At 27.5% G+C, this 26326-nt stretch carries 23 protein-coding genes; 18 read left to right on the plus strand and 5 right to left on the minus strand.

The annotated features are described in order from the left end of the window. The 16 genes from ABNT14_RS02255 to ABNT14_RS02330 all read left to right on the plus strand — a co-directional run bounded on the left by ABNT14_RS02255 (position 1) and on the right by ABNT14_RS02330 (position 16475). Positions 1-966 carry a Gfo/Idh/MocA family oxidoreductase gene (locus tag ABNT14_RS02255; RefSeq protein ID WP_101901929.1) on the plus strand — a complete coding sequence of 322 codons (966 nt, stop codon included), beginning with the start codon at positions 1-3 and terminating at the stop codon, positions 964-966. Further along, positions 959-1531 (plus strand): acyltransferase, encoded by a 573-nt coding sequence (locus ABNT14_RS02260; RefSeq protein WP_101901927.1) that lies wholly within the window; start codon positions 959-961, stop codon positions 1529-1531. The genes ABNT14_RS02255 and ABNT14_RS02260 overlap by 8 nt, the downstream gene beginning before the upstream one ends. 173 nt (positions 1532-1704) lie before the next feature. Further along, positions 1705-1953 carry a hypothetical protein gene (locus tag ABNT14_RS02265; protein WP_348719394.1) on the plus strand — a complete coding sequence of 83 codons (249 nt, stop codon included), beginning with the start codon at positions 1705-1707 and terminating at the stop codon, positions 1951-1953. Then, entirely contained in the window at positions 1943-4369 is a 2427-nt protein-coding gene (locus tag ABNT14_RS02270) for an SLBB domain-containing protein (protein WP_348719395.1), read from the plus strand. Before ABNT14_RS02265 ends, ABNT14_RS02270 begins: the two co-directional genes overlap by 11 nt. Positions 4370-4383: 14 nt before the next feature. Next, complete coding sequence (locus ABNT14_RS02275; RefSeq protein ID WP_101902707.1) at positions 4384-5445, plus strand: Wzz/FepE/Etk N-terminal domain-containing protein; 1062 nt, start codon at positions 4384-4386, stop codon at positions 5443-5445. Between the two features lie 39 nt (positions 5446-5484). Then, positions 5485-6711 (plus strand): oligosaccharide flippase family protein, encoded by a 1227-nt coding sequence (locus ABNT14_RS02280; protein WP_101902706.1) that lies wholly within the window; start codon positions 5485-5487, stop codon positions 6709-6711. Then, positions 6708-7892: an NAD/NADP octopine/nopaline dehydrogenase family protein gene (locus ABNT14_RS02285; RefSeq protein WP_101902705.1), complete on the plus strand. Its 1185-nt coding sequence runs from the start codon at positions 6708-6710 to the stop codon at positions 7890-7892. The genes ABNT14_RS02280 and ABNT14_RS02285 overlap by 4 nt, the downstream gene beginning before the upstream one ends. A gap of 2 nt (positions 7893-7894) precedes the next feature. After that, on the plus strand, positions 7895-8887 hold the full coding sequence (locus tag ABNT14_RS02290) for an ATP-grasp domain-containing protein (RefSeq protein ID WP_101902704.1): 993 nt from the start codon (positions 7895-7897) through the stop codon (positions 8885-8887). A gap of 6 nt (positions 8888-8893) precedes the next feature. Next, on the plus strand, positions 8894-9952 hold the full coding sequence (locus tag ABNT14_RS02295; RefSeq protein ID WP_101902703.1) for a glycosyltransferase family 4 protein: 1059 nt from the start codon (positions 8894-8896) through the stop codon (positions 9950-9952). After that, entirely contained in the window at positions 9939-11204 is a 1266-nt protein-coding gene (locus ABNT14_RS02300; RefSeq protein WP_101902702.1) for an O-antigen ligase family protein, read from the plus strand. Before ABNT14_RS02295 ends, ABNT14_RS02300 begins: the two co-directional genes overlap by 14 nt. Positions 11205-11212: 8 nt before the next feature. Then, on the plus strand, positions 11213-12019 hold the full coding sequence (locus ABNT14_RS02305) for a glycosyltransferase family 2 protein (protein WP_101902701.1): 807 nt from the start codon (positions 11213-11215) through the stop codon (positions 12017-12019). 34 nt (positions 12020-12053) lie between these two features. After that, on the plus strand, positions 12054-12806 hold the full coding sequence (locus ABNT14_RS02310) for a glycosyltransferase family 2 protein (protein WP_101902700.1): 753 nt from the start codon (positions 12054-12056) through the stop codon (positions 12804-12806). Positions 12807-12809: 3 nt separating this feature from the next. Next, complete coding sequence (gene rfbA, locus ABNT14_RS02315) at positions 12810-13682, plus strand: glucose-1-phosphate thymidylyltransferase RfbA (RefSeq protein WP_101902699.1); 873 nt, start codon at positions 12810-12812, stop codon at positions 13680-13682. A 13-nt stretch (positions 13683-13695) separates the two neighbouring features. After that, the gene (rfbC, locus tag ABNT14_RS02320) at positions 13696-14256 is read left to right on the plus strand and encodes a dTDP-4-dehydrorhamnose 3,5-epimerase (RefSeq protein WP_101902698.1); all 561 of its coding nucleotides are present in this window, start codon (positions 13696-13698) and stop codon (positions 14254-14256) included. A gap of 54 nt (positions 14257-14310) precedes the next feature. Further along, on the plus strand, positions 14311-15336 hold the full coding sequence (gene rfbB, locus ABNT14_RS02325) for a dTDP-glucose 4,6-dehydratase (RefSeq protein ID WP_101902697.1): 1026 nt from the start codon (positions 14311-14313) through the stop codon (positions 15334-15336). Positions 15337-15407: 71 nt separating this feature from the next. After that, positions 15408-16475, plus strand: coding sequence for a glycosyltransferase family 4 protein (locus ABNT14_RS02330; RefSeq protein ID WP_101902696.1), 1068 nt, complete (start codon positions 15408-15410; stop codon positions 16473-16475). Between the two features lie 74 nt (positions 16476-16549). Here ABNT14_RS02330 and ABNT14_RS02335 read toward each other — a convergent pair whose 3' ends face one another. The 5 genes from ABNT14_RS02335 to porV form a co-directional block, all read right to left on the minus strand. Then, positions 16550-18409 (minus strand): LysM peptidoglycan-binding domain-containing protein, encoded by a 1860-nt coding sequence (locus tag ABNT14_RS02335; RefSeq protein WP_101902695.1) that lies wholly within the window; start codon positions 18407-18409, stop codon positions 16550-16552. A gap of 25 nt (positions 18410-18434) precedes the next feature. Beyond that, the gene (gene guaA, locus ABNT14_RS02340) at positions 18435-19970 is read right to left on the minus strand and encodes a glutamine-hydrolyzing GMP synthase (RefSeq protein WP_101902694.1); all 1536 of its coding nucleotides are present in this window, start codon (positions 19968-19970) and stop codon (positions 18435-18437) included. Between the two features lie 73 nt (positions 19971-20043). Further along, positions 20044-21117: a 3-oxoacyl-ACP synthase III family protein gene (locus ABNT14_RS02345; protein ID WP_101902693.1), complete on the minus strand. Its 1074-nt coding sequence runs from the start codon at positions 21115-21117 to the stop codon at positions 20044-20046. Positions 21118-21300: 183 nt separating this feature from the next. Then, entirely contained in the window at positions 21301-21783 is a 483-nt protein-coding gene (locus tag ABNT14_RS02350; RefSeq protein ID WP_101902692.1) for a cytidine deaminase, read from the minus strand. Positions 21784-21866: 83 nt separating this feature from the next. Then, on the minus strand, positions 21867-22955 hold the full coding sequence (gene porV, locus ABNT14_RS02355) for a type IX secretion system outer membrane channel protein PorV (protein ID WP_101902691.1): 1089 nt from the start codon (positions 22953-22955) through the stop codon (positions 21867-21869). A gap of 305 nt (positions 22956-23260) precedes the next feature. Here porV and gldJ point away from each other — a divergent pair, with 305 nt between their 5' ends. Together gldJ and ABNT14_RS02365 are read left to right on the plus strand one after the other, a co-directional pair. Then, positions 23261-24976, plus strand: coding sequence for a gliding motility lipoprotein GldJ (gene gldJ, locus ABNT14_RS02360; protein WP_101902690.1), 1716 nt, complete (start codon positions 23261-23263; stop codon positions 24974-24976). A 65-nt stretch (positions 24977-25041) separates the two neighbouring features. After that, positions 25042-26319, plus strand: a complete 1278-nt coding sequence (locus ABNT14_RS02365; protein WP_101902689.1) for a UDP-N-acetylmuramoyl-tripeptide--D-alanyl-D-alanine ligase — start codon at positions 25042-25044, stop codon at positions 26317-26319. Positions 26320-26326 lie beyond the last annotated feature (7 nt).

Raw genomic sequence — 26326 nt, forward strand, 5'->3', positions numbered from 1 at the left:
ATGAAAAATTTTGCATTAATAGGAGCTTCAGGATATATTGCTCCAAGACACATGAAGGCGATAAAGGAAACAGGAAATAACTTAATTGTAGCCTTAGACCCTTACGATGGCATCGGAATAATGGATAGTAATTTTCCGCAAGCAGATTTTTTTACAGAATTTGAAAAATTTGATAGCTTTATAGATACTTGGCATAGAAATAATAAAAGCAAACGAATTGATTATATATCTGTTTGTTCACCTAATTATTTACATGATTCTCATATTCGATTTGCTTTAAAAAATGGTGCTGATGCAATTTCAGAAAAACCGTTAGTTTTAAACCCTGAAAACATCAATCAGTTAAAAATTATTGAACAAGAAACAGGTAAAAAAGTATATAATATTCTTCAACTAAGATTGCATCCTTCAATTATAGCATTAAAAGAAAAAGTTGCTAAAGAATTAAAAGAAACCCCATCAAAAATATATGATATTGATTTAACTTATTTGACCTCTAGAGGTAAATGGTATTTTGCTTCTTGGAAAGGAAATCAAGAAAAATCAGGTGGTATTGCTTCTAATATCGGGGTTCATTTTTATGATATGTTATGCTGGGTTTTTGGCGATGTTCAAGAGAATATCGTACATTTAAAACAGGCAGATACCAATGCAGGAAGTTTTAAATTAAAAAATGCCAATGTACGTTGGTTTTTATCAATCAATTATAAGTATCTTCCAAAAGAGGTTAAAGCAAATGGATTAACTACTTTTAGATCGATAACCATTGATGGTCAAGAAATAGAATTCAGTGGTGGCTTTACAGATTTACACACCCGTAGTTATGAAGAAATTTTAAAAGGAAATGGTTTTGGTTTAAATGAAGCTTATGGTTCTATAAAAACAGTTACTAGTATTAGAAATTCAAAAGCTATTGGTTTAAAAGGAGATTATCACCCATTTTGTAAAAATGTAATTAATGAGTAACTTTTTTATACATAAGTCTTCATTTATAGACGAAGATGTGCAAATTGGTAATGGTACTAAAGTATGGCATTTTAGTCATATTTTAGCGAAGACGAATATAGGTTCAAATTGTTCTTTTGGGCAAAATTGTGTTGTTGGTCCTAATGTAACAATAGGAAATGGGGTAAAAGTACAAAATAACGTATCTATTTATGAAGGCGTTGAAGTTGAAGATGATGTTTTCTTAGGTCCTTCTATGGTTTTTACCAATATTATTAATCCTAGGAGTTTTATTGTTCGAAAAGACGAATTTAAGAAAACATTACTAAAAAAAGGTTGTTCAATAGGAGCAAATGCAACGATTATCTGTGGTGTTACTATTGGAGAATATGCCTTGGTTGGTGCAGGTACGGTTGTTAATAAAGATGTTAAGCCATACGCGCTAATAGTAGGTGTGCCAGGAAAACAAATAGGTTGGGTGAGTAAAGCAGGAAATACTTTAAAATTTAATAAAAGTGGTAAAGCTGTTGATTTATATGACAATAGTGTGTATTACATCATAAATAAACAAGTAGTTCAACAATAATCATAATTTATTTTAACAAAAAAAAATGATTATTTTATCTGTGATTATTAGTGGGGTATTGCCTATAATTTTACTATTTTTATAAATTATATTTTTTGTTTCTTTCATGAATTATTATTTATATTTGTCTCAATTACTCATACTGATTTTATTGTGCTTTTCATTTTTTAATATTGTATAAAATATATAATATCGGAAATAATAATTCAGTAAAATTATTAGATTTTATATCAGAAATAGAAAAAAACCTTTGTAAGGTATCTAAAAAAGAGATGTTACCAATGCAATCAGGTGATGTACAGAGAACATGGGCAAATGTAGATGAATTAATAAAAGATTATAATTACAAGCCTAGTACATCTTTAGTAAAAGTGATTAAAGAGTTTATAAATTGGTTTAAAATTTTTGAAATTGAAAAATAATAAAATAGTAAAAGTGATAAAAGTTGTTTTTATACTTTTTATTACCTTTTTTAGTATGGTAACATACGCTCAGTCTACACAATTAAATAATTTAGAAGTTGATAGTCTTTCAGATAAACAAGTAGCAAGCTATCGAGATAAAATTAAAAATCAAGGATATACCTTAGAGCAAGCCTTAGTCATTGCAAAAACGAAGGGTATGTCTGAAATACAGGCTGATAAATTAAAAACTAGAATTCTTAATTTAGGTACTGTTAATAGTGAAAATTCAAAAGAAACTGTTAAAAAAACAACAGGTGTTCAAGATGATATATATTTTGGTTTAACAGGAAAAAAAGGCGAAGCGCAAGAAACAACTAAACTTTTTGGGTATGATTTTTTTAATAATCCAAATATATCATTTACACCAAATTTAAATATAGCAAGCCCTGAAAATTATATTATAGGATCTGGCGATGTTATTTCTATAGATTTATGGGGGGCATCAGAGGCTAATTACGAGAAAAAAGTAAACAAGCAAGGAGCTATAAATATTCAAGGAGTTGGTTATATTCATTTAGTAGGTTTGCCAATTAAAGCAGCCAAATCAAAAATCAAAAATTATTTAAAGAGAATTTATGCAGGAATAACATCTTCTTCAACTAGTTACAATAAAGTGAATATAGCTGTTTCTATAAAAGAGGTCAGAAATGTTCAGGTGAATATTGTAGGAGAGGTAAAAGTACCAGGTTCTTATTCATTAAGTGCTTTTTCAACAGTTTTAAACTCATTGTATGCAGCTGGAGGTCCAACGAAAAATGGAACACTTAGAAACATTAGACTTTTTAGGTCGGGAACTAAAATTGCCGATTTTGATTTTTATAATTTTCTATTAAACGGAGAAGAAACAGGCAACATAACGATTCAAGATCAAGATGTTATTATTGTTAAACCTTATGAAAAGTTAGTAACTATTGAAGGAGCTGTTAAAAGACCTGGTTTATATGAAATGAAGGCTAGTGAAACAGTTTCAGATTTATTAAACTATTGTAGTGGATTTGCATCAAATGCCTATAAACAAAATATCGTTATAGAAAGAATAAATGGTATTCAAAAAGAAATAGTAGAAATACCAGAAACAAAATTATCTATAGAAAGTTTAAAAGATGGGGATTTTATAAAAATTAATAAAGTTTCCGATAATTTTTCAAATAAAATTAGCATAAAAGGAGCTGTTTTTCAACCAGGGAATTATGAATATATTGAAAATTTATCGATAACAGCTTTATTAAATAAGGCGGAAGGAATAACAAAAGATGCTTTTTTAGATAGAGGAATCATTACAAGAACTTATGATGAAACAAATAAAGAGACTATTTCTTTTTCGTTAAAAGAAAATAATGATAAGTTATTTTTAAAACAAAATGATGAAGTTTATATCTTTAGTAAAGAAGAGTTAAAAGAAAAAGAATTTATCACTATTAATGGTGCTGTAAATAAAGGTAGTAAGTTTGATTTTACACAAGGAATGCAAATAGAAGATTTAATCGTACTTGCAGGAGGGTTAAAAGATGGTGCTGATGTAAAAAAAATAGATGTTTCAAGAAGGTTAAAAGATGGAAGTTTTGAAACAATAAGTAAAAACTTTAATCTTAGTGCAAATACAAGCCTAGAAGGAACAGCTAGTAATCATTTTATATTGAAGCCTTTTGATATAATATCAGTTCGTTATTTAAAAGGATATACTAAGCAAAAAACGGTATTTATCAAAGGAGAAACAAATTTTGAAGGTGAGTATTCAATCGGTTTAAAAAATGAAAAAATATCGGATTTAATTAAAAAAGCAGGAGGCTTAACTAAATTTGCCTATGTTGAAGGAGCTTTTTTAACTAGAAAAAATAATACAAAAGAAGATAAAAAGCAATCAGAAATGCTTGCTGAATTTGCTAAAAAAGATACAATAGGTATTGTAAATAAGGGTATAAAGAGTAAAAAAACATTTAAAATCGGAATTAACTTACAAAAGATTTTAGCAAAAGGCGGGGCATCATCAAAATATAATTTAATTTTAGAAGAAGGAGATGAGCTTTTTATTCCATCAGAAAGGCAAACGGTAAAGGTAGAAGGTGAGGTTTTATCGCCATCTTTAGTTAGGTATGATAAGAGAAAAGGTTTTAAATATTACATAGAAAATTCAGGAGGTTTTTCTGCAAAAGCAAAGAAAAATAGGGCGTATGTAATTCATGCTAATGGCGATATTAAAACAACAAAACACTTTTTATTTTTTAAATCATATCCAAAAGTAAAGCCAGGCTCTATAATTTTAGTTCCTAATAAACCTCAAAATGTTAAGAGAGTTTCAACTCAAGAAGTTATTGCAATAACTTCAGGTTTAGCTACTTTAGGAATTTTAGTGAAAACATTAACAGATAAATAAATAAATAAATAAAAATGAAAGAAGATAGATTAGATATATCTGTATTTGTATTAAAATTTTACAAGGAAAAAAAAATAATAATAAAAATATTTACGTTGTTTTTTTTGTTAACTGTTATTTATGCTTTCTTTATTCATAAAAAAAGTTATCAATCGAAAATAGTATTTATACCTCAAGTTTCTCAACAGAGTTCTTTATTATCTAGTTTAGGTGGGGTTGCTGCTTTAACAGGTATTAATATTGGAGGTAGAAAAAGTGAAGTAATATCACCATTAATATATTCAAAAATAATTACAAGTAAACCTTTTTTAGACAAAATGTCTAGAAGTAAAATTTCAATTATAATTGAAGATAAACTTAAGGAAATTTCTTACAGGGAGTATTACAAAAGTTTACCTGTTTCATTTATTTCTAGAATAAAAAATATATTTATCTCTGAAAAAAAGAAAGAATCACATAATAACTTAGTTGATGGTAAAATAAAAATTTATAGTAAAACAGAGTTAAATATTTTTAAAAGCATCAGTCAAATATTAAGGTTAGAGTATGACTCGAAAGAAAATATAGTTTCAATAGAGTCTTCTTTTGCTGAAGCTTTACCTTCATCAGAATTGGTGTTTAATGCTGTTAATATTTTAAAAGATGAAATAAGAATATTTAAAACACAAAAAAGAGCTAATGAGTTAGAATTTATAGAGCAAAGATATGAGGAAAATAATAAAAAATTTAAAATAGCTGAAATTGAATTAGCCTCTTTTGAAGATAAAAATCAATATTTAAAAAGCTCAAGAGCTAAAATTAAGTTATTACACTTAAAATCTAAATATAATTTATTATTTAATATTTGCAGTGAGTTACAAAATAAAATTGAAACAAAAAAAATTCAGTTAAAAGAAGAAACTCCTTTTATTTCTGTAATAGAGCCTATTTCTATCCCGACTAAAAAATCAGGATTAAGACTTAGTTTAATTTTAGTTATAGGTTTGTTTTTAAATTTATTTATAATCATCTTCTATGTTTTTATAAAAGATTTCTATGCTAAAGTAAAAAATAATTTGAACTCTGATAAACAATAATATTTCTTTAAAATAAAAGTTTTATTAGCAATAAATTTGATGAAGAAAATAACCAAAATAATAAAATCTAATTCCTCTATATTTAAAAATTTTTCGTTTTTAGCAGTTTTACAAATTTTTAATTTAGTATTACCATTATTAACATACCCTTATCTAATTAGTATTTTAGGTGCTGAATATTTTGGACTTATATCATTTTCCATTGCTACAATTACTTACTTTAATGTTGTTGTAGATTATGGTTTTAATTTAACAGCAACTAGAGAAATTTCAATAAATAGAGATAACTTAGATAAGCTTACAGAAATTTTTAGTAGTGTTATTTCAATAAAAATAATATTAATGACAATTTGTTTTTTAATATTACTAATACTTATTTTATTCTTTGAACTTTTTAATTCAAACACAAGTATTTACTTATGTACTTTTGGAATTGTTGTAGGTCAGGTATTGTTTCCTGTTTGGTTTTTTCAAGGAATGGAAAAAATGAAATATATAACCTACCTTAATGTTATTTCTAAAACTATTTTTACAATAGCAATATTTGTATTTATTAACGAAAAAGAAGATATTTTATTAGTCCCTATTTTTAATTCATCGGGAGCTATTTTATCGGGTATTTTATCTTTTTTTATTTTAAAAAAATATTTTAAAATAAAATTTAAATTTCAAAGTTTTTTAACCTTAAAGAAATATTTAGTTGATGGTTGGAATATTTTTATAATAGATTTTTTGCCAAATCTTTATAATAACTTTTCTGTTTTTTTCTTAGGAATTTTTGCACCTCTTGAAATTGTAGGTTTTTATGCCTTAGCTATGAAGTTAGTAGGTGTTCTTAATAGTTTTATTTATGTAATTAGAAATGTTACTTATCCTTATTTAATTAAAGATCAAACAAAAATTAATGTTATTTCAAAAATAATAATAACAGTTGGTCTTATTTTTTCTGTTTGTGTTTTTATTTTTTCTAAATTAATTGTTCCTTTAGTTTTTGGGAAAACAGGAGAAGAAAGTTTAATTTTCTTATATATATTAGGATTAAGTCCTTTATTCCTTTCGATAACAATTTCTTATGGTGCTAATAGATTACTAGTAATGAAAAAAGATAAGATAATGAGAAATATTACCATACAATATTCTTTAATAGGTTTTGTTTTAGCTTTAATACTAATACCTATTTATGGAGCTTATGGAGCAGCATTTACGGTTGTAATAACAAGATTAATTATGTCAGTTTTAACGTATAAAAAAGGTGTGAAAATATGAAAAAAGAAATAATAACAATAGTTGGAGGAGGAAGTAGTGCTCATGTATTAATACCCTTTTTAACAAGTCCTTCCCGCACGATAAATTTATTAACTAGACAGCCTGAAAAATGGAATCATAATATTGAAACAGAATTACAGAATAATGAAGGTGATGTATTAAATGTTTATCACGGAGATATAGATACTATTTCAGATAAACCTGAAGATGTAATAACTAATGCTGATATTATAATATTATGTATGCCCGTTTATCAATATTATAATGCTTTAAATAGAATAGCTCCACATATTAAAAAAAATAAAGCTCTTTTAGGTACTATATATGGGCAAGGAGGTTTTAATTGGATGGTTGAATCAATAAAAAATAATTTTAATTTACCTAATTTAAATTATTTTGCACTTGGGTTAATACCTTGGATATCAAGAACTAATTTGTATGGAGCAAAGGGTATTACTTATGGTTCTAAAGAATTAAATTGTATAGCATTTAATGATAGTACAGAGTTTGCCAAAAGAAAGGATTTTTTAAATGATTTGTGTTATAATTTTTTTGGTAAAGGTAAATTTGTAGAGTCGGAAAATTTTATATCCTTAACACTTTCTGTAGATAATCAAATTATACATCCGTCTAGAATGTATGGATTATTTTTAACTGATGGAGGCGTATGGGACTCAGAAAAAGATGTACCTTATTTTTATAAGGATTATAATAAAATATCAGCAGACTTATTAGAAGGATTAGATAGTGATTATACTCTTATAAGAGAGAGAATAAAAAAAATATTTAGAGATCAAAATTTTGACTATATGTTAGATTATCTATCACTTGAAAGGCTTTCTTATGGTTCAGAAAATACGAATATCATATCTTCTTTCGTTAATTCAAAGACTCTTGGAGCAATAAAAACACCTGTACAAAAAGAGGTAAATGAAACTTATAGTTTAAATAAAAATCATAGATTTTTCTTTGATGATATATACAATGGTATTATTATAGCTAAATGGTTTTCAGAAGAACTTAATATTAAAGTTGAAATGATTGACAAAATTTTAAGATGGGCAGAGGTAGTGCTAGATGAAAAGTTTTTAACAGAGGACGGAAAAATTAATTATGAAAATAAAAAATTAGGAGTTCCAACTTATTATGGTATCAATAAATTGGAAAACGCTATAAATTAATTATGAAATTAGGTATTTTAACAGATTTTTATAAACATCACGAGTTATACGAGAAGAGTTGTATTGAATTAGGAATTGATTATGTTATAATCGATTTTCTATCATCAAATTGGCTAAATAATATTAAAGAAAATTTAGACTGTGATGGATATTTAGTTCGCCCATCTCATGATTTTCAAGAACACAATGATGTGTATATGGAGCGATTGTTTTTTTTAAATAATACTTTAAATAAAAAAATATATCCTAGTTATAATGAATTAAAGCTATATGAAAATAAAAGAAATATGGCTAGTTGGTTACAAATAAATGATATTTGCCACCCAGAAACAAAAGTTTTTTTAAATAAAGAAGAAGCTTTAAATTATATTGATAATACTGAATTACCTGTTGTCTTTAAATCAAATACAGGTGCTGGTTCGACAGGTGTTGAAATTGTCAAAAATAAAAAGAAGGCTTATAAAATAATTAAAAATATTTTCGGCAGGTTTAATCCTTTATTAACACTTGGTAATCCTAAGAAAAAGAAAAAATTTAATATTACGATACCTCTCTATGGAGATGTGCAAAAACACGTTGTTTTAATCCAAAAATTCCATGAAATAAAGTGGGAATGGAGAATTATAAAAATTGGAAACTCTTACTTTGGACATCAGAAATTATTAGATGGAGAGTTTGCTAGTGGTACAGGAAAAGTTGGTTGGGTAAAACCTCCAATACACCTTTTAAAATTAGTTAAAAATATTTGTGAAAAAGGTAATTTTTATTCTATGGCTATTGATGTTTTTGAAACGAAAAAAGACGAGTTTATGGTTAATGAATTGCAATCTATTTTTGGGTCATATTTAGAGTATCAGATGTTAGTTGATGGAAAAAAAGGAAGATATAAATTCATTAATAATGATTTTGTTTTTGAAGAAGGAATCTTTAATAAACTTGGAAGTAATTTGTTAAGAGTTGAACATTTTGTTAAAATAATAAAAGATATTGAATAAATATAGATGATAGCATATTTTGTATATAAATTAGATAGTTATAGTGGAGCTGCTCAGCAAGCTTTACTTTTAGCAAAAACGATAAATCAAAAAATTTTAATATTTAATCATAATAATGGTAAATACAAAGTATCTAAAGTAGATGATTTAATAGAGGTTGTTGATTTACCGTCAAATAGTTTAATAAAAGCTATAATTATCTTGTATAAAACTATTACAAAAAAAATTAATATATATCATTTTCATGGGTTTTTTACGATTGGTTTATTTTTAGGTATTTTTACAAAAAGAAAATTAATTCTAAAAACAACATTATTAGGTAGCGATGATTTTAAGTCATTAAAAGAAAGTAAAAGATGGCGGATTAATAAGTTTTTATTGAAGCATATTGATTTTAATATCGTTTTATCAAAAAAACTTAAGGAAATTAATTCAAATTATATAGATAAAACTAAAATTAGGTTAATACCAAATGGAGTTTTACTTCAAAATAACTTAATGTCTATAGAACAAAAGAAACAAAACTTCTGCTACGTAGGTTTAGTTTGTGAGCGTAAGCGTACATATGAAAGTATATTATACTTTATTCAAAATTATTCAAAAATAAATAATGCTTTTTTTACTATAGTAGGACCTTATAAAAATGTAAAAAATAATCCCGAATTTGATGAAAACTATGTTAAGAAATGTTTTGATTTAATAAAGGAAAATAAAATGGAGGATAGAATAAGTTTTACAGGACTTATTTCTAAAAAAGAAACACAGAATATTTTAAATAAATCAAAATGTTTATTGTTTTTTTCTTCAAAAGAAGGGTTACCTAATGTAGTTTTAGAGGCTATGTCTAATAACTGTGTTCCTATAACAAGTGAATTAGATGGTGTAATTTCAGAAATTTTTAATCATAAAGAAGCAGGGTTTATTTTAAATGATACTTTTGATAAAGTACCTATTAATTTAATAGATCAAATTTTATTGAAAAAAAAGCCATTTTTAGTAATGAAACAAAAATATGATATCAACTTAATAGCAAACCAATATAAGTTAATTTATGAAAATAGATAAGATTAATTTTAATTTATTGATTTTAATCTTTATATTATTTCCTTTTTGGCAAATAGTTACAGCACAAATCAACTTTTTTTTGAAAATACCTTTATCTGTTTTAACATCTATAAAGTATCTTTTAGTTTTTTTATCTATCTTTTTATTTTTGTTTAAAATTTATATAAATAATAAAATAGATATAAGAAGAAATTCTATTTTACTAGGAATTTATGTTTTTTATGTTTTTTGTCATTTAATAGGCTCTGGTAGTTTATTTTTAAAAATGGATGGATTTAAATTTGAGTTTATATTTCCTTTTTTAGCCCTTCTTATTTTTAATAGTAATTACTCTGAAACAAGAAATTTTGATATATTAATAAAAATTCTTTTTTATCAAGGTATAATTACTTTAGTCGTTGGTTTTCTCGAGTTTTTTGATCAAAATATTTTAACTTTTTTATACAGAAAAAGCTTAGATGATATTCCTCATATTAATTGGTTTTCAGTCCAACGATTAATGTCTACCGCAGGAAATCCAATTAATTTAGGAGCTACTTTATCAATATGGATAGTAGCTTATTTATATATATTAAACAATCGAGGTAAACTTTTAATAAAAATATTTTACCCAGTAATTTTATTATTAACTTTTTTTATTGTTTCTATGACTTTAAGTAGAACATCTTTAATTGTTTTTATTCTTACAGCTTTTTTATCTCTTTTTCTCATTATAGAAGGGTTTTTTAATAGGGTAGTTTTTGTAAGTTTAATATCTTTAATATTACTTTCAATTATAGGGTTTTTACTAGAAGGAGTTAATATTGATTTAGTATTATCAAGGTTTCAAAACCTTTTTGAAGCTAAAGAATATACATCTAATGCAAGAGTTATTAACTGGAATAATGCTTTTGATAAGATGGATTTTATAGAATATATATGGGGTAAAGGTATAGGTACATCTACACCAAAAGCAGAGTATGTTAAAAATTATAATGGGGTTATGATTGAAAACGGATTCATATCGACCTTTATTAATTATGGTATAATAGGATTATTGATGTATTTATTATTAACAATACGTTTTTTTTATTTATCAATTAAGTTAAAAAGTAAAAATAAAGGACTAGGTTTATTCTTATTATTATTTTTAGTTGTATTTTGTTTTTTTAATATGTCTAATGATTATAATAGAAACTTACCTTATATGATGTATTTTTGGGTTTTTTATATTGTATCTGAAATAGAATTTGAAAAAATAAAAAATAAATAAATAAACTAATGACAGTTGATATATTAATATCTACAATCAGTTCAAATGTGAAAAATATTCCAATGATTTTATTAAATCAAAGAGCGGATGTTTTCTATATTGTTTCAATTCAAAAATTAAACGACACTTCTTATGATATTCCTAGTATTTTAAAAGAGAGAGAAGATGTAAAATTAGTTTTTTGTGAAAAAGGAGGATTGTCTTTGAATCGTAATAATTGTCTTAAAAACGCAAAATCAGATATTTGTGTAATTGCAGATGATGATGTACGTTATAAAGACTCTTATATTGATGAGTTAAAAGATAAGTTTATAAAAGATACTACATTAGATATTTTATCAGGGAAAATTAAAACAAATCCTGGTGAACAAGAGTATAAAGAGTATAAAAAAGAATCGAAAAAAATAACCTTTTTTAATTTCAAAAACATTAGTAGTGTTGAAATAGCATTTAGAAGAAAAAGTATCATAGATAATAATTTAACTTTTGATCAGAATTTCGGATTAGGTTCTCCTAAATATTCAACTGGAGGTGAAGAAAGTATTTTTATACGAGATGCTATATTTAAAAAATTGAAAATAGTTTATTTTCCTTTTTATTTAGTGAACCATCCTTATGAGAGTTCTGGGAAAATTAATAAGTTTGATCAAAAATTAATGACTTTTTTAGGAGGGTATTCTAGAAGACTTTTTGGACTCGTAGGATTTATATTTTTCTTTTATTTTTTAATTAGGCATCGCAGTAAAATAAAATCGGTTAAACATTCAATCTATTTTTTTGTTTGTTTTTTTAAAGGTTTTTTTGATATAAAATAATTTCAATACATTTTTTTAAGATATAAATTGTTAAATGAATAACAAAGTTTCCATAATAACGCCATCTTACAATTCTGAAAAATTTATTTCAGAAACCATTGAAGGAATACTAAATCAAAGCTATACCAACTGGGAATTATTAATAACAGATGATGGTTCTACTGATAAAACAATCGATATTGTAAAAGAGTATCAAAAAAAAACAGATAGAATAAAACTTTTTCAGCTTGAAGAAAATGGTGGAGCAGGAATAGCTAGAAATAATTCTATTAAAAATGCTACAGGTAGATTTATTGCTTTTTGTGATAGTGATGATGTATGGAAAAGTGATAAACTAGAAAAACAACTAAGCTTTATGCTTAAAAAAGATTTATCTTTTACCTACTGTGCATATCAAAAAATGGATGAAAAAGGTGTTAAAGGGGCAGAAATTTTTCCACCTCAAAAAACAACCTTTAATAGTTTATTAAAAACATGTACAATAGGATGTTTAACAGCTATTTATGATACTGATAGGCTAGGTAAAAGATATATGCCTACTATTAGAAAAAGACAGGATTACGGCTTATGGCTTACTATTTTTAAAGATATAAAACACACTGAGGGTATTTATGATGAAGTTTTAGCCTATTATAGAGTAAGATCAAATTCTATATCGAGTAATAAATTTAAAGCAGCTTCATATCATTATAAAGTTTTAAGAGAATGTGGTGAAGTTAGTTTTATTAAATCGGTGTATTACTTTATATACTATTCAATTAATGGGGTAGTTAAATATTTAAAATAATAAATGAAAGGCATAATTTTAGCAGGCGGATCAGGAACACGCTTATACCCCATAACAAAAGGCGTATCAAAACAATTACTTCCTGTGTACGATAAACCGATGATTTATTATCCGTTATCCGTTTTGATGCTTGCAGGAATTAAAGAAATTCTTATTATTTCAACACCTGATGATTTACCTAATTTTAAAAAATTATTAGGCGATGGAAGCGATTTAGGAATCAATTTAAAATATGCTGAACAACCATCTCCAGATGGATTAGCACAAGCTTTTATCATTGGTGAAAAATTTATAGGAAATGATGATGTTTCCTTAATTTTAGGCGATAATATTTTTTACGGTCACGGATTGCCAGAAATGTTAGCATCCGCAATTCATAATGTTCAAAATGATAAAAAAGCAACTATTTTCGGCTATTATGTAAAAGATGCAAAACGTTACGGAGTCGTTGATTTTGATGATAATGGAAACGCAATATCAATTATTGAAAAACCTAAAAATCCGAAGTCAAATTATGCAGTTGTTGGATTGTATTTTTACCCGAATAATGTTATCAAAATAGCAAAAAAAGTAGTTCCTTCAGAAAGAGGAGAGCTAGAAATTACGTCTGTAAATCAACAGTATTTAGAAGATAATCAGCTAAAAGTTCAACTTATGGGACGTGGTTTTGCTTGGCTCGATACAGGTACACACGATTCATTATTAGAGGCAAGTCAATTTATTGAAACCATCGAAAAACGACAAGGTTTAAAAGTAGCTTGTTTGGAAGAAATTGCTTTATATATGGGGTATATATCCAAAGAAAAAGTACGTGAACTTGCCGAACCTTTAAAAAAGAATGGCTACGGACAGTATTTATTAAACTTAGTAAAATAATTAATATAGTCTAATGAAGTTTATTAAAACAGAAATTGCTGATGTGGTTATTATTGAACCAACTATTTTTAAAGATGAAAGAGGTTATTTTTATGAATCGTTTAGTCAAGAAAAATTCAACGCAAATATTGGCGAAAATATAGGTGCGACTAATTTTATTCAAGATAACGAATCAAAATCTACTTTTGGAGTTTTAAGAGGTTTGCATTTTCAAAAACCACCCTTTGCACAAGCAAAATTAGTGCGATGTAATAAAGGAAAAGTATTAGATGTTGTAGTCGATTTACGTAAAAAATCAGCTACTTACGGTAAACACGTTAGCGTTTTTTTATCCGAAGAAAATAAAAAACAATTATTTGTTCCAAGAGGTTTTGCTCATGGTTTTGTGGTGTTATCCGAAGAAGCTATTTTTTCGTATAAAGTAGATAATAAATACGCTCCTTCGCATGAAGATGGTATTTTATGGAACGATAAAACACTTAATATTGATTGGAATATAAGCCAAGAAAAAATAATTTTATCAGCAAAAGATGAAATTTTAGGAACATTTGAAAACTTTGATTCTCCTTTTTAATTAAATACTTTAAGAATTGTAAATTTGAAATCTATCTTATAAACAATTCTTTTAATGAAAAGTATTTTAATTACAGGCGGTGCAGGATTTATTGGTTCACATGTTGTTCGATTATTTTCGAATAAATATCCAACATATCAAATTATTAATTTAGATGCTTTAACCTATGCAGGAAATCTAGATAATTTAACAGATATAGAAGATAATGTAAACTACACTTTTATAAAAGGAGATATTTGTGATGAAGTTTTAGTCAAAAATATTTTTGAAGATTATAATATAGATGCTGTAATTCATTTAGCTGCAGAATCGCATGTTGACCGTTCTATTTCAGACCCATTTTCGTTTGTTAAAACCAATGTTTTTGGAACTTTAAACCTGTTAGAAAATGCCAAAAATAGTTGGAAAGATAATTTTGAAGACAAATTATTTTATCATATTTCTACAGATGAAGTTTATGGAAGTTTAAAAGAAACAGGTTTTTTTACTGAAAAAACAGCGTATGACCCTCATTCACCTTATTCAGCATCAAAAGCATCATCTGACCATTTTGTAAGAGCTTTTAATGATACGTATGGTTTACCAATTGTAATTTCTAATTGTTCTAATAATTATGGACCAAATCAATTTCCAGAGAAATTAATTCCTCTTTTTATCGATAACATCATCAATAAAAAAATGTTGCCCGTTTACGGAAAAGGCGAAAATATTAGAGATTGGCTATATGTAGAAGACCATGCAATGGCAATTGATGTAATTTTTCATCAAGGAAAAACAGGTGAAACCTATAATATAGGAGGCGATAATGAATGGAAAAATATCGATTTAATTAAGTTATTAATTAAAGAAGTAGATATTTTATTAGGTAGAAAATTAGGAACTTCAAATAATTTAATAACATATGTTACTGATAGGGCAGGACATGATTATCGATATGCTATTGATTCATCAAAATTACAAAAAGATTTAGGTTGGAAGCCTTCTTTACAATTTGAAGAAGGTATTCAAAAAACAATTCAATGGTATTTGAATAATCAAGAATGGTTAAAGAGTATAAATGAAAAGAATAGAATTTTTTAAGAATTAAAAGATATAATATCATTTATTTTTAAGTTAAAATTAACTTACTTTTGTGTTTAAAAAAATTAGTTATGTTTTTTACCTATTTAAGTTTATTTCTTATAAGTGCTTTTTTTATTACTTATTTAGTTATACCAAAAATTATAAAGGTTGTTTTTTATAAAAAATTATTTGATGAGCCTAATAGTCGAAGCTCTCATAAGAAGATAACTCCAACGTTAGGTGGTGTAGCTTTTTTTATAACAATAATTATCTCTTTTTTCTTCTTGAAAAAATGGGACACAGATGGTTTCAGTACTGGTTTAATGGTTAGTTTAACGGTCTTATTTATTATAGGTTTAAAAGATGATTTAATAGAAATATCAGCAAAAACAAAGGCTTTAGCTCAAATATTAGCAATTTCATTTTTAGTTTATGACAATAACTTAGAAATAGAATCATTAGGTGGTTTTTTAGGAATAACACAAATTGATTACTGGATTTATATTATATTTATTTATTTTTCAATTTTTTTCATACTAAATTCATATAATTTAATAGACGGTGTGGATGGTTTAGCATCATCAGTAGGTATAACTATTTTTACTTTTTTAGGTGTCTTTTTTTATTTATTGAATCAAGATTATTATTGTTTTTTATGTGTTGTTATAGTTGGTACTTTATTGGCTTTTTTACGTTTCAATTTATCTGAGAATAAAAAGATTTTTATGGGAGATACTGGTTCTATGATTATGGGATTTTTAATAGGAGTATTAGCTTTTAAAGTATTAACATTTCAAGCAGAAATTGAAGAGTTAGGTATACCATCAGAAAATCTATTTTTAATACTATTATCTATAATATCAATACCTGTTTTAGATACAGTAAGAGTTTTTATTATTCGTATAATAAACAAAAAAAGCTTCTTTATAGCAGATAGAAATCATATTCATCATATTTTTGTTGATCAAGGCTTTTCTCATAGAAAAACAACTTTATTTATTGTTTGTATTAATTTAATATTTACTATAATTATTTATTTTTTATCATTGATACTTAATAGTTTTTTCTTATTAATTATCTTTTTTTTATTAAGTATTTTGTTTTATTCTATTATTTATCGTTTAAAATTAAAACAAAAATTGAAATTATCTAAGTAATAAAATTTTTAAATATCATAAAAAAAGCGCACATTTTAAATGTGCGCTTTTTTATGTTGCTTAATTTAAATTGTTTATTTTAGTCTAGTTAAGCTAAGATCTTTATTATATTTTACAATAAACAAACCTTTATTACTCATAATTTCTGAGCTCTTTTGATAATCAAATTTGTTTTCTAAACGCAGTGAAACACCTTCTTTAAAAGTATCGGTTAAGGCTTTTCCTGAAGCTAAACGCATTAAAACATCATAGGTTATATCAAAACCTTTAATGGCATAATCTGAAGGAATTGTATTGTTTTTTTTGTAATATTTTTTATTGAAAGTTATTACATCTTTTGAATATTCATCAGTAAAAGCATCTGATACATATGTAAAATCAACACTTGCTAGTTTATTATTTTCTATTTTATTGTAAGATTTATGTTTTTCTACAGCAAAAACATGCACTTTTACATTATCAGGAATACCAATCATACTGTTTAAAACATCGGCAATAGCAACATTATCATCAGAAGTTATAAGTACCCAGTTGTCTTTTTTGGCGCTCATTTTACTAGTAAATAATGTCTTTTTAATATAACCTTTCTTAGGTTTTAAAACATGTATGTTTTTAATAGAATCGTGGCTTTTTAATTGGGCTACAATTTTATTTATTTTACTATTAGAAGCTATTTTTCCATCGCCAACTACAAAAATTTGCTGTCCGTTATAGGTTTCTTTTAAGTAAGAAATTAAATAATCGGTATAGTTATTTTTATCGGGTGCTGTTTTAATTAGTTTTTTTGCTGAAAATTTATGTTGACTCTTAGAAAAGTGAGGAAACATAACAGGAGCATTAATTTTACTAGCAACAGTTTCTGCTTTATCAGCATAAAAAGGACCAATAACCACATCAGTATCTTTTAATTTATCTTTAGCTAATATTGAAGTAATGTTTTTACCTCTATTTCCGGTATCAAAAATATTTACATGTACATTAATTCCTTGTTTTTGAATAGAATCGATGGCTATTTCAGTACCTAAATAAAATTCAGTAACCATATTGGCTAATTTAGCTGAACTATTTTTTTCTTTACTAAAAATATCAGTAGCGGTAGTTTCAGTGTATTCTTTTGCTTTAAAAGGAAGTAAAATAGTTAAGTTAATACTTGTATTTTCTTCAATATTATCTTTGTAAAAAGAATAATTTTCGTTTGGATTTATTTCTTCAATTGGTTTTATTTTTAATAACTGGCCAACGGTTAATTCGTTGTTTGCTATTTCGGTATATTCAGGGTTTAGTTGAACTAAGTTTTGCTTAGAAATATTATAAAAACGTGTTAAGCTATACACTGTTTCTTTACTTTTTACGGTGTGTGTTAAAAAGTTTTTAAGAACAGTTTCTTTATCAATAGCTATTGTTTTGGCGATTGCTTTTACTTTTAAAACCTGTCCAACACTTAAAATATTTTTTTCAATACCAGGGTGTTTTGGGTTCCATTTTATTAAATCATCTTTAGAAATACCATATTTTTTAGTAATTCGATACACTGTTTCTTGCGCATTAACTGTATGTGTTTTGTATTCATATACGGTTTGTTTAAAAACAGTTTCACTAGGAGTGGTAGGTATGTTTTGAGTATCGGTTTTTACAGAGGTAGCTGAATTTTCGGGTTCAGTACTACTTGTAACAACCTCTTTAGTACTATTAGACGAAGGAGTTCCTTTTTTTATTTCAATATTAGGAATAATAATAACTGTATTGGCACTCGGTCGTCTATCAACATGAGGATTTAAACGTAATAAATCCCTGGTTTTCATATCCAATCGCTTGGCAATTTGGCGTATTGTTTCACCTTGCTGAACCTTATAAGATACATACCTTTTCTGCTGACCACAAGAAACGGTAAAGGTTAAAATGCAAATTAAAAGTAAAAATTGTAACTTCTTCATCTAGTAGCTTTTTAGTGTAAGGAATTTATTCCCATTCAATTGTAGCAGGTGGTTTAGAGCTTATATCGTACACAACTCGATTAACACCTTTTACATTATTTATTATTTTGTTTGATGTTTTTTGTAAAAATTCATAAGGTAAATTTACCCAATCAGCAGTCATACCATCAGTACTTTCAACAGCACGTAAAGCAACCACTTTTTCATAAGTTCTTTCATCACCCATAACCCCAACAGAGTTTACTGGTAATAAAATTGCTCCTGCTTGCCATACTTTGTCGTATAAACCGTCTTCTTTTAATCCGTTTATAAAAACAGCATCTACTTCTTGTAAAATACGTACTTTTTCTTCGGTAATGTCACCTAAAATACGAATTGCTAATCCAGGTCCAGGGAATGGATGACGACCTAATAAATCTTTATCAATACCCATAGAAGCTCCTACACGACGAACTTCATCTTTAAAAATCATTCTTAAAGGTTCAACTATTTTTAGTTTCATAAAGTCAGGTAAACCACCTACATTATGATGACTTTTAATAGTTGCTGATGGACCTCCGTTTACAGAAACAGATTCAATTACATCAGGGTAAATAGTTCCTTGTGCTAACCATTTAGCATCATCAATTTGGTTTGCTTCATCATCAAAAACATCAATAAAAACTTTACCAATTGCTTTACGTTTTTCTTCAGGGTCACTTAATCCTGCAAGTTCATTCATAAAACGTGCCGAAGCGTCAACACCTTTTACATTTAAGCCCATACCTTCGTATTGTTTTAATACATCGGTATATTCATTTTTACGTAATAAACCATTGTTAACAAAAATACAGTGTAAGTTTGCACCAATTGCTTTGTGTAATAATACTGCTGCTACTGTAGAGTCTACACCACCAGATAATCCTAAAACTACTTTGTCATTTCCTACTTTTGCTTTAATATTAGCTACTGTTTCATCAACAAAAGAGTCAGGTGTCCAAGTTTGTGCTACTTCTGCAATATCTACTAAGAAGTTTTGTAATAATTGTTTTCCGTCAGTAGAGTGGTATACTTCTGGATGAAATTGAATAGCGTATGTTGATTCACCTTCAATTTTATAAGCAGCATTTTCTACATCATTTGTGCTTGCTAATAAAGTTCCGTTAGTTGGTAAGTTTTTAATAGTATCTGAATGACTCATCCAAACTTGACTTCCTATTGAAATTCCTTTAAGAAACGCTTCTCCTTCTTTTACAAAAGATAAATTCGCTCTACCATATTCTCTGGTATTTGAAGGCGCTACTAATCCACCTGAAAAGTGGGCTAAGTATTGCGCTCCATAACAAACAGCTAATACAGGTTTTTTACCTCTAATTTCTGTTAAATCTGGATGTAAAACAGCTTCTGAACGAACAGAATTTGGGCTACCAGATAAAATTACGGCTTTAAAGTCGTTTAAATTTGTTGGAATTTTGTTATACGGATGAATTTCACAGTAAATGTTCAATTCTCTCACTCGGCGGGCAATAAGCTGTGTGTATTGCGATCCGAAATCTAAAATAAGTACGTTGTGTTGTTGCATGCGCAAAAATAGTACTTAGATTTCAGATTTTAAGTATTTGATTTTAGATTTTTTAAACTTTTTTCAAGGTTTTTTAATAGCGATACACAATAGCGTTTATATTCATTCCTGATCCTACGGATGCAAGCATAATTACATCACCTTTTTTTACTTGCTGATGTTCGATATTTCCTTTTAAAACCAAGTCTAATAGTGTTGGTACGGTTGCCACAGAGCTATTTCCTAGGGTACGAATACTCATTGGCATTATTTTTTTGGGCACAGGTTTTTTATAAAGACGATAAAAACGTTTGATAATTGCTTCGTCCATTTTTTCGTTAGCTTGATGGATAAATATTTTTTTAACCTCGTCAATTTCAACCTCACTTTTATCTAAAGCTGTTTTCATGGCTTTTGGTACATTATTAAGTGCAAATTCATAAATTTTACGCCCGTGCATTTTTATGTAACGAGTATTTTCTTCAGAATTATTTTTTTTCTGATTAAAAGATTTTCCAAAAAATAAAAAATAGGCTTCTTCTTTGGTGAATGTTTGGGTAGCGTGGCTTAAAATTCCGCTACTAGAATTTTCTTTCTCTTCTAAAATACATGCTCCAGCACCATCACTATAAATCATAGAATCTCTGTCGTAAGCATCAATAACTCTTGATAATGTTTCACTACCAATAACCAAACATTTTTTGGCAATTCCTGCGTTAATAAAGGCTTGTGCCTGAATAACACCTTGCACCCATCCAGGGCATCCGAATAAAAGATCGTAGGCAACACAGTTTGGGTTTTCTATTTTTAATAAATGTTTTACACGGCTTGCCAAACTAGGCAACATATCACTTTGAACAGCCTCTTTTTTAACATCACCAAAATTATGAGCAAAAATGATATAGTCTAAACTTTCAGGGTTAATATTGGCATTTTCTATGGCTTTTTTAGCTGCTAAATAACCTAAATCAGATGATTGATAGTCATCATTGGCATATCGACGTTCTTCAATACCTGTTATTGATTTGAATTTTTCAATAATGATATCGTTCGGGCTACTAAAAGATGTTCCATCAGCATTTAAAAAAGAATTTTCTAAAAATTGATTGTTTTCTTTTTTTATAACAGGGATATATGAACCTGTTCCTGTAATTACTGCTGATGTCATCTTAATTATTTTAGTTATTTTTTCTGTAAAATTGTAAAAACATACAAGTAAAGCATTTTAAGTGTAAAAAACACTTTAATTACTTTTCTATTTATTATAATTATGTTTTCCTTATAAAATAATCTTTTAGTTGCTTATTTCATAGATAAATAACGTTTTTTTTACATTTTCAATATTATTTTTTTATAGGTATTCACTATCAAAAGAAAAAGGAAGTAAAGAAAGTAGTGAGGTTGTTTTTATAATTTTTCCAACTTCTCCCATAAATAAAACTTCCATCGGTTCTTTTTGGTTAATTTCATACTCCGATAAGGTTTGCCTACAAGCACCACAAGGACCTATAGGTTTGTCTACTGTCATGTTTTGAGAAGCAGCAGTAATGGCAAGTTTTTTAATCTTGACCCCAGGAAATTCAGATCCTACACGCCAAACACCAACTCTTTCAGCGCACATTCCTGAAGGATATGCTGCACTTTCTTGGTTGTTTCCTAAAACAATTTCATCGTTTTCTAGTAAAAAAGCGGCGCCAACGTTAAATTTAGAATAAGGCGCATAAGCTTTGGCTCTTGCTTCTATGGCTTTATTCATTAATAAGGTATCTTGTTCTGTTAATTCTGTTGTGTTTTCAAAAATGGTAACAGTTGTTTTTAAGTCTATTTTTTCCATAAAAAAATTATATTAGTCAAAAAAGCAGTCTAAACGACTGCTTTTATAGTATTTGATACGAAGCTATTTAATAAAATTGAAATTTATAAGTTGTCATAAATTTCTCCTAAATCAAATGATAAAGAAAAACGTAACGTATTTTCTAGAGGGTTATTAACCTGTGATGTGTTTACTAAATAAGACAAATCTAAGGTAAAGGCTTTGGCGGTAAAACCTGTTCCTAAACTTAAAAATTGTCGTTGCCCTTTTTCTTTACTTTCATGAAAGTAACCAGCCCTAAGAGCAAAGGCATTATTGTATATATATTCAGTTCCTAATGCCCAGGTAGTTTCTTGAAGTTCTTCACTAAAGTCTCTATCGCCTAAAGAAGTAAACATTCCTTCTATCCAGCCTCTACTAGAAGCAGCACTACTTGAAGGAACTAATAATTTGGTAAATTCTAAGTTTAAACCAACGGTATTTTCACTATTTAAGATGAAGTCAAAACCACCACCAAACTTAGCATTTGTAGGTATAAAATATTCTTCACCAGGAGTATAGGCAACCTTCGGGCCAATATTTGCAATATTGAAACCTAAACGGTATCGTCCATTAAAATTCCCATAATTTCTTTCTTCAGATTGATAAAAACCAGAAATGTCTACAGCAAAAGCACTAACAGCACCTGTGTTATTGTCATTAACATCTAAGTTTGAATTGATGTATTTTAAGCCAACTCCCATTGAAAATTTTTCACTTAATTTCATTGAATAAATTCCTGTAATTGAAAATTCATTCGGGTTTTTGTACCCTAAGTCACGTATTCCTCCGCCTACTTTTACTTCATTAAGATCTATTTGACCAAGAGAGAAGTATTTAAGATCTACTCCAAAAGCAGAGTTTTCTTGAAACCTATTTACATAGGAAATATTCCCTACAAAAATATCGTCGGTTAAATTTCGTAGCCAAGGGGTATAGTTTAAACCAATATTTATTTTATTTTTATTAAAGGCTGTTTTAGCTGGGTTATGAAAAATAGAAAAAGCATCTGCTGAGGTTGCTACTCCTACGTCTCCCATACCTCCTGCACGTGCATCAGATGAAATTAATAAAAAAGGGGTTGCTGTTGTAATTTGTGCTTTTACTTGAGGGGCAAAGAAAGCAAGAAACAAAAAAAATGATAATTTTTTCATGTAAGGGTTTGGTTATTAAATTTAACAAATATAGAATATATTTATTAAAAGTTAAATTTGTTTTTTATAAAGCTTAAACGTCATAAAAAAAAAAAAAGTATGTAAACAGTAATTATTTATTGTTTTTATAATAAAAAAAGTTACTTTTATATGAAATTTTGATATTAATAACATAATAAATATATAAAAGGAACGTTTGTACTCTATAAGAGTAAGGCTCTTTTATGTTTCAATTTATAAATAAATTAGTTGTTAGGAATTAGAAATATTGTAAATTGCGCCAGCCTTAAAATAGTTAAAAACACATGAAAAGCACGTTAAAATTATTTAGTTTATTGGTTATCACAGTATTATTGGTTGCTTCCTGTAAGAGCAATAGTGGTGGTTCAAGTAAATCTTCATTAACCGGATGGAATTTTAATGACCCTAATTACGGAGGTTATATAAAAGGAGAAGATAAAAAAGGAAAAGAAACTCCTCCAGGAATGACACATATAGAAGGTGGAAGCTTTACTATGGGGCTAGTGCAAGATGATGTAATGTTTGACTGGAATACTACTCCTCAAAAAATGCACGTTCGGTCTTTTTATATGGATGAAACAGAGGTTACAAATGCAGAATATGGTTTGTTTATGCAATATACCAAAGATGTTTTCCCTCCAAAAGACCCTCAGTTTAAAAATATTTATCAATCTGTTTTACCAGATACGTTAGTTTGGAGAAAAGGATTAGGTAATACTAATTTACTGTCAGAAAGTTATTTAAGACATCCTTCGTATGCCGAATATCCTGTTGTAGGAGTAAGTTGGTTACAAGCTAGTAAATACTGTAAATGGCGTACGAATGCCGTAAATTTAAAAATATTAATGGATAAAGGTGTTATTAAAAATATCTTTAAAGAAGATTCATTAAGCTTTAAAGGTAAGAATAATTTTGATACTGATACTTATTTAACTAATCCTTACGCGTTGTTCGATGGAGATTCTACTATTTATAAAAAAGGAATTCCTGTACCAAGAAAAAAAGGAGCTCCAAGACCTGATAAAGATAAGTTTTCAGGAAGACAAGTTACTTCATCAGATGGTATTTTAGCACAAAAATTTAGACTTCCAACAGAAGTTGAATGGGAATATGCTGCAAAAGCAATTTTTGAAAACCGTGAATATAACAATATCCGTGGAAGAAAAAAATACGCTTGGAACGGTAAATATACACGTGATAGAGATAAAAGAAGAAGAGGAGATCAATTAGGAAACTTTAAGCAAGGAAAAGGAGATTATAGTGGTATCGCAGGTTGGAGTAGTGATATGGCAGATATTCCTAATGCAGCAGCAAGTTACCCTCCAAATGCTTTTGGTTTATTTGACATGTCAGGTAATGTAGCCGAATGGGTACAAGATGTATACCGTCCTATTATTGATTCTGAAGCAAATGATTTTAACTATTTTAGAGGGAATATTTTTACTAAAAAATTAATAAATCAAGATGGTAAAGTCGTTATTGTTGGCGATGAAATGGGCGAAATTGAATACGATACTCTAGAAAATGGAAGAATCGTACCTAAAGAATTACCTGGTAGTGTTAAGTTTATCCCTATTACAAAGGAAGATACTTACATGAGAAGAAACTATAATTTAGCGGATAATTCAAGTTTAGGTGATGGAGATCAAGCTTCTTCAAAAGATTATCAATTAGAAAAAGACCAATTAGGAGAGATGTCAAGAATGTACAACTCACCTGAAAAGCCTGAAGCAGATAGAGATTCGTTAGGAAACGTAGTTAATAACTATAAATACGATTCAAAAAACAGAGCAACTTTAATTAGTGATAAATCTAGAGTTTATAAAGGTGGTTCATGGGCAGATAGAGAGTATTGGTTAGATCCAGCTCAAAGAAGGTATTTCCCTGAATATATGGCTACGAATTTTATCGGATTTAGATGTGCTACTGATAAAATGGGACCTATGATGTTAAATAAGCGTAAGACTGCTACACCAAGGTATTCAATGAATAAAAGATAAACAATTAAATATTTTATATACTAAAACCTCATTGAATTTTCAATGAGGTTTTTTATTTTTGCACAATGAAAATAGCTGATTTATATACCCTATATATTCAACATGGTTTAGTTGATACCGATACTAGAAATATTAGAGAAAATACCTTGTTTTTTGCTTTAAAAGGGATGAACTTTAATGGTAATAAGTTTGCAGAGCAAGCCTTAAAAAAAGGCGCTAAATTTGCTATTATTGATGAAGTAGCATTTAAAACATCTGACAAAACTATTTTAGTTGAAGATGTGTTAAAAACCCTGCAAGATTTATCGAGTTATCATCGAAAAAAATTAGGAATACCTATCATAGCAATAACAGGTAGCAATGGAAAAACAACTACTAAAGAGTTAATTAACGTTGTATTGTCGTCAACCTATAAAACGATTGCAACAATCGGTAATTTGAATAATCATATAGGAGTTCCTTTAACGTTATTATCAATGACGAAAAAGACTGAAATAGGTATTGTTGAAATGGGTGCAAATCATCCTAATGAAATTGCTTTTTTAACGAAAATTATACAGCCAGATTTTGGATACATTACTAATTTTGGAAGCGCACATCTAGAAGGTTTTGGGTCGTTAGAAGGTGTTATAAAAGCAAAATCAGAATTATATGATTTTCTTATCAAGAACAATAAAAATATTTTTGTAAACCCGAAAGATGCTATTCAAGTAGCTAAAACTAAAGATGCAAATGCTGTTTTGTTTGAAAAATCTATTGGTTTTATAAGGGCAAATCCTTTTGTAAAATTATCTTTTGCATCATTAGAAATACAAAGTAATTTAATAGGAGCATATAATTTTTCAAATATATCAGCCGCTATTACAATAGGAGATTATTTTAAGATATCTAAAGAAAAAATTAAAGCGTCTATAGAGAAATATACCTCATCAAATAATCGTTCACAAGTTATTAAAACTCAAAATAACAGTATTATTTTAGATGCCTATAATGCCAATCCAACGAGTATGAAAGTGGCGTTAGAAAGCTTTAATATTTTAGATGCAAAACATAAAACGGTTATTTTAGGAGATATGTTTGAGTTAGGAAATTACAGTAAAAGAGCCCATCAAACTATTGTAGATTTAACGCTTAGTTTTAATTTTGATAAGGCATTTTTTGTAGGTGAAAATTTTAATAAAACCGAAATTAAGTGTCAAATAAAAGATGAAATAAAGTGTCAAAAATGTATAAGTTTTGAAGCACTGAAAGAATATTTACAAAAAATCCCTGTAAAAGAAAGTACTATTTTAATAAAAGGTTCTAGAGGTATGGCGTTGGAAAGAATTGTAAAATATAGTTAAATAGTGA

Source organism: Tenacibaculum dicentrarchi (genome assembly GCF_964036635.1).
Lineage (GTDB): Bacteria > Bacteroidota > Bacteroidia > Flavobacteriales > Flavobacteriaceae > Polaribacter > Polaribacter dicentrarchi.

Excerpts from the sequence above, each read along its gene's own strand:
- ABNT14_RS02255 (WP_101901929.1), top strand. The coding sequence starts at position 1 with ATGAAAAATTTTGCATTAATAGGAGCTTCAGGATATATTGCTCCAAGA.
- ABNT14_RS02260 (WP_101901927.1), top strand. The coding sequence starts at position 959 with ATGAGTAACTTTTTTATACATAAGTCTTCATTTATAGACGAAGATGTG.
- ABNT14_RS02275 (WP_101902707.1), top strand. The coding sequence starts at position 4,384 with ATGAAAGAAGATAGATTAGATATATCTGTATTTGTATTAAAATTTTAC.
- ABNT14_RS02280 (WP_101902706.1), top strand. The coding sequence starts at position 5,485 with ATGAAGAAAATAACCAAAATAATAAAATCTAATTCCTCTATATTTAAA.
- ABNT14_RS02285 (WP_101902705.1), top strand. The coding sequence starts at position 6,708 with ATGAAAAAAGAAATAATAACAATAGTTGGAGGAGGAAGTAGTGCTCAT.
- ABNT14_RS02290 (WP_101902704.1), top strand. The coding sequence starts at position 7,895 with ATGAAATTAGGTATTTTAACAGATTTTTATAAACATCACGAGTTATAC.
- ABNT14_RS02295 (WP_101902703.1), top strand. The coding sequence starts at position 8,894 with ATGATAGCATATTTTGTATATAAATTAGATAGTTATAGTGGAGCTGCT.
- ABNT14_RS02300 (WP_101902702.1), top strand. The coding sequence starts at position 9,939 with ATGAAAATAGATAAGATTAATTTTAATTTATTGATTTTAATCTTTATA.
- ABNT14_RS02305 (WP_101902701.1), top strand. The coding sequence starts at position 11,213 with ATGACAGTTGATATATTAATATCTACAATCAGTTCAAATGTGAAAAAT.
- ABNT14_RS02310 (WP_101902700.1), top strand. The coding sequence starts at position 12,054 with ATGAATAACAAAGTTTCCATAATAACGCCATCTTACAATTCTGAAAAA.
- rfbA (WP_101902699.1), top strand. The coding sequence starts at position 12,810 with ATGAAAGGCATAATTTTAGCAGGCGGATCAGGAACACGCTTATACCCC.
- rfbC (WP_101902698.1), top strand. The coding sequence starts at position 13,696 with ATGAAGTTTATTAAAACAGAAATTGCTGATGTGGTTATTATTGAACCA.
- rfbB (WP_101902697.1), top strand. The coding sequence starts at position 14,311 with ATGAAAAGTATTTTAATTACAGGCGGTGCAGGATTTATTGGTTCACAT.
- ABNT14_RS02330 (WP_101902696.1), top strand. The coding sequence starts at position 15,408 with ATGTTTTTTACCTATTTAAGTTTATTTCTTATAAGTGCTTTTTTTATT.
- ABNT14_RS02335 (WP_101902695.1), bottom strand. The coding sequence starts at position 18,409 with ATGAAGAAGTTACAATTTTTACTTTTAATTTGCATTTTAACCTTTACC.
- guaA (WP_101902694.1), bottom strand. The coding sequence starts at position 19,970 with ATGCAACAACACAACGTACTTATTTTAGATTTCGGATCGCAATACACA.
- ABNT14_RS02345 (WP_101902693.1), bottom strand. The coding sequence starts at position 21,117 with ATGACATCAGCAGTAATTACAGGAACAGGTTCATATATCCCTGTTATA.
- ABNT14_RS02350 (WP_101902692.1), bottom strand. The coding sequence starts at position 21,783 with ATGGAAAAAATAGACTTAAAAACAACTGTTACCATTTTTGAAAACACA.
- porV (WP_101902691.1), bottom strand. The coding sequence starts at position 22,955 with ATGAAAAAATTATCATTTTTTTTGTTTCTTGCTTTCTTTGCCCCTCAA.
- gldJ (WP_101902690.1), top strand. The coding sequence starts at position 23,261 with ATGAAAAGCACGTTAAAATTATTTAGTTTATTGGTTATCACAGTATTA.
- ABNT14_RS02365 (WP_101902689.1), top strand. The coding sequence starts at position 25,042 with ATGAAAATAGCTGATTTATATACCCTATATATTCAACATGGTTTAGTT.